At 38.7% G+C, this 6,587-nt stretch carries 6 protein-coding genes; 3 read left to right on the top strand and 3 right to left on the bottom strand.

Translation table 11 applies throughout. The features are described 5' to 3' along the window. Window positions 1-185 precede the first annotated feature (185 nt). On the bottom strand, window positions 186-1,790 hold the full coding sequence (locus MN869_RS19720) for an isocitrate lyase (RefSeq protein WP_004808463.1): 1,605 nt from the start codon (window positions 1,788-1,790) through the stop codon (window positions 186-188). 530 nt (window positions 1,791-2,320) lie between these two features. Here MN869_RS19720 and MN869_RS19725 point away from each other — a divergent pair. Beyond that, window positions 2,321-3,322, top strand: coding sequence for a LysR family transcriptional regulator (locus MN869_RS19725; protein WP_004808464.1), 1,002 nt, complete (start codon window positions 2,321-2,323; stop codon window positions 3,320-3,322). 201 nt (window positions 3,323-3,523) lie between these two features. Next, entirely contained in the window at window positions 3,524-4,852 is a 1,329-nt protein-coding gene (locus tag MN869_RS19730; protein ID WP_005202478.1) for a hemolysin family protein, read from the top strand. Between the two features lie 37 nt (window positions 4,853-4,889). Here the strand turns inward: MN869_RS19730 and MN869_RS19735 are convergent, their stop codons facing one another. Next, the gene (locus MN869_RS19735) at window positions 4,890-5,153 is read right to left on the bottom strand and encodes a ribosomal protein L7/L12 (protein WP_005202477.1); all 264 of its coding nucleotides are present in this window, start codon (window positions 5,151-5,153) and stop codon (window positions 4,890-4,892) included. Window positions 5,154-5,220: 67 nt separating this feature from the next. Beyond that, the gene (locus tag MN869_RS19740; RefSeq protein WP_005202476.1) at window positions 5,221-5,736 is read right to left on the bottom strand and encodes a hypothetical protein; all 516 of its coding nucleotides are present in this window, start codon (window positions 5,734-5,736) and stop codon (window positions 5,221-5,223) included. A 217-nt stretch (window positions 5,737-5,953) separates the two neighbouring features. Between MN869_RS19740 and MN869_RS19745 the strand changes: the two genes are divergently transcribed. Continuing rightward, window positions 5,954-6,505: a DUF2239 family protein gene (locus MN869_RS19745; protein WP_005202475.1), complete on the top strand. Its 552-nt coding sequence runs from the start codon at window positions 5,954-5,956 to the stop codon at window positions 6,503-6,505. Window positions 6,506-6,587: the final 82 nt, after the last annotated feature.

Consider the following 6,587-nt stretch of genomic DNA (forward strand, 5'->3'; position numbering starts at 1 on the left):
TCGTCCTTAGATTAATAAAGATAGATCTCATTGAATAAATTCTTTCAATAGAAAGCGTCTCATCACGAATAATCAGAAAGACCCTAATTAGTTTTCTTGAAACAAAGATTCAGTCTTAAGTATTTATTTTAAAGCAATAAAAAAACCCTGCTTTCGCAGGGTTTTCTTTTGAATCAGTTCAGTGCTTAGTGAGCAGCGAATTGGTTCATTGTGTTTTTAGCATCATCGTGTGCTTTAAGAGCGTTGTCACCAGAGAAGATTTCTTTGTGATCATCACCGATGTCAGAACCCGCCATTGCTTGGTGTTTAACACAAGCGATACCACCACGGATTTCTTTACGTTGTACGCCAGCAACATAAGCCAACATACCTTCAGAACCGAAGTAACCTTGTGCAAGCTCATGAGTAGAAAGCGCAGCAGTGTGGTAAGTCGGAAGTGTGATCAAGTGATGGAATACACCCGCTTCACGAGCAGCATCTGCTTGGAATGTACGGATCTTAGCGTCTGCATCAGCAGCTAATTCAGTAGCATCGTACTCAGCGCTCATTAATTTAGCACGGTCGTAAGCAGAAACGTCTTTACCTTCAGCAACCCAACGGTCGTAAGCTTGTTGTCGGAAGTTTAAAGTCCAGTTGAACGATGGGCTGTTGTTATAAACAAGCTTCGCATTTGGAACAGTTTCACGTACACGGTTAACCATGTGAGCGATTTCTTCTACGTTTGGAGTCGCAGTTTCGATCCAAAGAAGGTCTGCACCATTTTGAAGGCTAGATACACAGTCAAGTACAACACGGTCAATTTGAGTGTCAGCACGGAACTGATATAAACCAGAAGCTAAACGCTTAGGACGGTGTAATTTACCATTACGTTTGATCAAGATTTCATCTTCTTGAGCATCAGCAATGTCAATTTCAGTTGTATCTAAGTAGCTGATGTATTGAGAAGCGATGTCGCCTGGCTCTTTAACCACTGGGATTTTTTGAGTCAAGTCAGCGCCTTCAGAGTCAGTACGCGCAACGATGATACCGTCATCAAGACCCATTTCTAAGAATGCATAACGTAATGCATGGATTTTAGCGATGAAGTCTTCGTGTGGAACTGTTACTTTACCAGCTTGGTGACCACATTGTTTCGCGTCAGATACTTGGTTTTCGATTTGAAGTGCACAAGCACCCGCTTCGATCATCTTACGTGCAAGTAAGTAAGTCGCTTCTTCGTTACCGAAACCAGCGTCGATGTCCGCAATAATTGGCACAACGTGAGTTTGGAAACCGTCGATTTGAGCAGTGATTTCAGCAGCTTTAGCAGTATCACCAGCTTCGTTTGCTTTTTTAAGCGCACGGAATAAATCATTAAGTTCTTTCGCATCAGCTTGACGTAAGAAAGTGTAGATTTCTTCGATCAAAGCAGGTACAGAAGTTTTTTCATGCATAGATTGGTCAGGAAGTGGACCAAATTCTGAACGAAGTGCAGCAACCATCCAACCAGAAAGGTAGATATAGCGACGTTCAGTTGTACCGAAGTATTTTTTGTTCGCAATCATTTTTTGTTGCGCGATAAAACCGTGCCAGCAACCTAATGATTGAGTATATTTGCTAGAATCAGCATCATAAGCAGCCATATCACGACGCATAATCGCAGCTGTATATTTAGCAATATCTAAACCAGTTTTGAATTGGTTTTGCATTTGCATACGCGCAGCATCTTCTGGGCTAATATCGCGCCAAGTGTCGCCGAATTTTGCTTTTAGTTCGCGGATTGCATCAATCGCTGTTTGATATGTAGACATGATATATTCCTTTTGCGGATTGGCATCGAATGATTGCTAATAAATCCTGATTTTAATTAGTCTAGATTTAAAGCACCTCATCAACATGTATCACAGCTTAGTCTTTGGCAAGTGTTTTATCCAATATTCTGGCTTAATCTTCAGTATTTTCTAAAAAAATATATGTATAACCATTTTTCAAGAATACAAAAAACACCAAACAAGTATTTGTTTTTATTAATTTTACAAAATACACAACTTGGGCCAAGCATCAAATTTTAGCCCCATTTTCTAGACTCATCAGTTCATAAAAAGCTGAAACTTGCTTATTTGAGTTGCAGAAAATGACAATTTTTCTGTGTATTTTCCTTCAATTTGAATACAAAACCACAGCATAAAAAGCCGTCAAAATTAAATAATTCGACAGAATGTGCCAAGTTGAAGCATAAGCATTGAGGCTGTTGCTTTTATGTAGGATTAAGTTACACAAATCCCTTTGGATATGTCATAATTCAAGGCAATTCAAGGATTTTATTTTCGGTATTTTTTTTATGAATCTGGAGCGCGTCGATCTCAATTTATTAATTTATCTTGACGTACTTCTTCGTGAAAAAAATGTCACCCGCGCAGCAGAGCAATTGGGCGTTACCCAGCCTGCGATGAGTAATATTCTGCGTCGTTTACGTAATTTATTTAACGACCCCCTACTCATTCGTTCTTCTGAGGGCATGACGCCAACAGAACGCGCATTAGAATTACAGCCACGTATTCGAGATGCGCTAGCTGATCTGTCAATGATCCTTGAACCGCGTACTGAATTCCGTCCTTATACCAGTAATCGTGTATTCCGGATTATGACATCCGATTATGCCGAAGCGACTTTAGTTCCACGTTTAGTAAAAGCTTTACGCTCAGAAGCACCAAACGTGGTCTTGGATTTCTTAACCCCAAGTGACGTATCCTACCGTGATATGGAACAAGGTAAAGTTGACTTAGCCATTAACCGCTTCAACGAAATCCCGCAAAGCTTCCACCAGGTCTTAGTATGGCGTGATAGTTTTAGCTGTATTTTAAATGATAAACACCCTGCAGTGACTCATCTCAATTTAAAAAGCTATTTAGATGCACAGCATATTTGGGTATCTAAAACAGGTATGGGTGTCGGCTTTGGTGTTAATCCAGAAAAACAAGCTGGATTAGGTTGGATTGATCAAGCGTTAGAGCGTATCGGTCAACGCCGTAAGATCTCTGTATTTACCCGTCATTATCAAATGCCAGCACTGTTAGCGCAAAATGTAGATTTAATCGCGACGCTACCAACACGTATGGCACGCTTACAAACACAGAATCCTAGACTGGTTATAAAGGATCCTCCGTTCTATATTCCCGAATTTGAACTTAAAATGGCTTGGTGTCCGTTGTTACATCATCATCCTGCACATCGTTGGCTCAGACAATTGATCCTATTTGTTGCACGTCAAATGATTGAAGAAGAAAATCGTGAGTATTTGTTGAATAATGGCAATTCACAATTACCACATAGTTTTTTCTAAACTGACACATTAACAAGATGAATTTTCAGCCATATTTTCTGTGTGGCTGATTGTTTTAATAATAATATCAATAAAAATTTATTTCTTTTACTTATTGATAGATTATATTCTCTTAAAGAATAAGCGAGTGAAATAATGCGTTACAAACAATTATTTGCATAAGCGACTTTATAGGCTGTGTCCTATCAACATAGGTGATGTATGGATATTTTACAAAGCATGATGATTCTAGTTCTTCTAGTCGCATGTTCATTCTTTTTATCCTTATCTGAAATCGCGATTGCTGGATCACGAAAACTCAAACTCAAACTCATTGCTGAAAGCGGTGAGGAAAGAGCAAATAAAGTCATTGAGTTACAAGAAAACTCTGCAGACTTTTTTGCATCTACGCAAGTCGGTGTGAATGCTGTTGCGATCTTGGGGGGTATTGTCGGTGAATCCTCATTGCGTCCTTACTTCCACAATTTGGCGACTGAGCTTTACCCGGGGCCTTGGGCAGATACCATCGGATTCAGCTTATCTTTTTTAACAGTCACTTCCCTATTTATCTTATTTGCTGATTTGATGCCAAAACGTTTGGCCATGATTTTCCCAGAAAAACTAGCCATTAAAGTCATCAATCCAATTACGATCTTTATCAAAATCTGCAGACCATTGGCTTGGTTTATTAATATCATTGCAAATTCAATTTTTAGAATCTTTAAAATTGATACTAAACGCGATGATAGTATGACTTTTGATGATATTTCTGCCATTGTAAATGCCGGTGCACAAGCTGGTGTCTTACAAAAACAAGAACATCATTTCATTGAAAATGTATTTGAGCTTGAAGAACGAACTGTCCCATCCAGCATGACGGCACGAGAAAATATTGTTTATTTCACCTTGAATGAACCTGAACAGAGTATTCGTCAAAAACTGGCTGAACATCCTTATTCAAAATTCTTAGTGTGCAGTGAACATATTGATCAAGTGATTGGTTATGTCGATGCCAAAGATATTCTGGTACGCATCTTAAACAATCAATCCTTTACCCAACTCAATGAATCAACCATCCGTAATGTCCTGATTATTCCAGACTCTTTAACCTTGTCTGAATTGCTGGATCGTTTCCGTTCAACCAAAGAAAAGTTTGCTGTTGTGATCAACGAGTATGCTTTGGTTGTTGGTGTTATCACGCTCAGCGATATTATGATCACGGTTATGGGCGACTGGGTCACACCGATGGATGAAGAAAAGCAGATTATCAAACGCGATAATCATTCTTGGCTGATTGATGGCAGTACACCAATTGAAGATGTAAAACACGCATTAACCATCGAAGAATTCCCTGAAAATGAGAATTACGAAACGATTGCAGGCTTTATCATGTATCGTTTACGCAAGATCCCACGTCCTGCCGATGCTGTTGAATATGCTGGTTTCAAATTTGAAGTTGTCGATATTGACCACTATAAAATTGACCAATTGCTGGTAACCCAAGTTTTACCAAATCTCGAAGGTGAATCTCCAGTATCCCAAGATGATTAATCTTGAAAGCTAAAAAAAGCCCATATATGGGCTTTTTTTATTTCATAACAAACCAGATCACGGCAGCCAATATCAGTAAAATTAAAATAAAGACTTTGATTCCACCACGACTCCGCTGCGCCAACTGCTCTTGAATCTGCGCCTGTTCTTGTGGATGATCTTGAAGATACTGATCAATTAAATCTTTAGATTCCTTAAGACCTAAACCTGTTTTTTCTCGCGTGATCTTAATTGCATCAATCAGCTGCCCTGCACGAAGCATGGCTAAAGCTTCTGCAGGAATCGTCGGTGGTAAATTCATAAAAGTAACAATCCTTGTTATTTTCTATTGGCAACCGCATTGATCAGAACAGGAGGTTTATAATTCCTTAATTCCCACCATACATTGAGATGAGTTCATCCAAGGTCGCTTGATAGTGAATAGCAATGTCTTCTGCCAAGATCTTATAAGCATTATCAAACTGAACCATTGGCCAACCTTCTTTCCAAAATGGGAAAATATTGTGTAGACCTTCTGTCACGATTGCATCTTCACGGATAATCGCTTGAGCAACCTGAGCCAAGACCTGAGCGGTTTCTGCACCATCAATCGCTAAATAATCAATACCACGCACTTTTAAAATACGGATACGATCTTTTTTATAGCGAATTTTTTTCGCCTGACCGGCATTCAAACCTAATGCCAGCGTAACTGCTTCTACAAACTTTTCTTCAAAGCTTGTATTCAGTGCAACCAAAGCTTGTTTGTGTGCTTCTTGACGCCCAGCCTTCCCCCCATTACGGATAATCTCATTTGCTTCCGTATCCAGCTTATCTTTTTTCATAGACTGTAAAATGTCTAAAATTTCGATATCGCTTAAAGATTCAGGAGATTGCTCAATCATGGGAGTCCTAATACACAAAAATAAAAAAACATTGTCTCATAAAAGCGATATCAAAGCAGAATAAAATTGAAAATTGGCATTCTATCTGCATCATTTTTTATGTCAGATTTGAGAGCTAGCTCTCCAACTGAATCAGATCTTTTGAAGCTATATTTATTTGCATAATTATTTTTACCCTGATAATATTATTTTACCCGTATAAAACAATCCGAAGAAAATGAATACTCAAATAACAACCTATACTGCCTTTTCAGGGAGTACCTTCATCGCAACTGGGCAACCTACTGAGCTTGCAATTAAGATTAAACTTAGGCCTAAAACAATTGAGAATATTTTAATTTTCAATGATCAAACTGGCCGACAGGTTGATCTTGATCTTTCTGGTTCTGAACAAGAAATTCATCAACGTTATAGCGAGCCTGAGCCGACAAAGAAAGTTGGGCGACCGAAACTTGGGGTCATCTCTCGTGAAATTACCTTACAAAAAAAACATTGGGATTGGTTAGATCAACAGAGTTCCAGTGCATCTGCTGTGATTCGGAAGTTGATTGATAAAGAGCTGAATGATCCAACTTCTGAAAGCAATATCATGCTCGCCAAACAATCCACCGACCGCTTTATGTCTGCCATGTTGGGTAATATGCCCAATTATGAAGAGGCAACCCGTGCTTTATATCAGGGTGATCAAGCGAATTTCTTAAAGATGATTCAAGATTATCCTAAAGATATAAAAAACTATTTAGTTTTTAAAACACATCATATTTTCTAAGGGGCTTAGGAAGTTAAGCATATTAAAAAGTATGGTAACTTCCTTATATGAAAGCAAAAAATAGATACTATTCCCGTTCAAG

The sequence above is a fragment of the Acinetobacter sp. NIPH1876 genome (genome assembly GCF_022808535.1).
In the GTDB taxonomy this organism is placed as follows: domain Bacteria; phylum Pseudomonadota; class Gammaproteobacteria; order Pseudomonadales; family Moraxellaceae; genus Acinetobacter; species Acinetobacter higginsii.

Coding starts and splice junctions, on each gene's coding strand:
- MN869_RS19720 (WP_004808463.1), bottom strand. CDS start 1,790: ATGTCTACATATCAAACAGCGATTGATGCAATCCGCGAACTAAAAGCA.
- MN869_RS19745 (WP_005202475.1), top strand. CDS start 5,954: ATGAATACTCAAATAACAACCTATACTGCCTTTTCAGGGAGTACCTTC.
- MN869_RS19730 (WP_005202478.1), top strand. CDS start 3,524: ATGGATATTTTACAAAGCATGATGATTCTAGTTCTTCTAGTCGCATGT.
- MN869_RS19735 (WP_005202477.1), bottom strand. CDS start 5,153: ATGAATTTACCACCGACGATTCCTGCAGAAGCTTTAGCCATGCTTCGT.
- MN869_RS19740 (WP_005202476.1), bottom strand. CDS start 5,736: ATGATTGAGCAATCTCCTGAATCTTTAAGCGATATCGAAATTTTAGAC.
- MN869_RS19725 (WP_004808464.1), top strand. CDS start 2,321: ATGAATCTGGAGCGCGTCGATCTCAATTTATTAATTTATCTTGACGTA.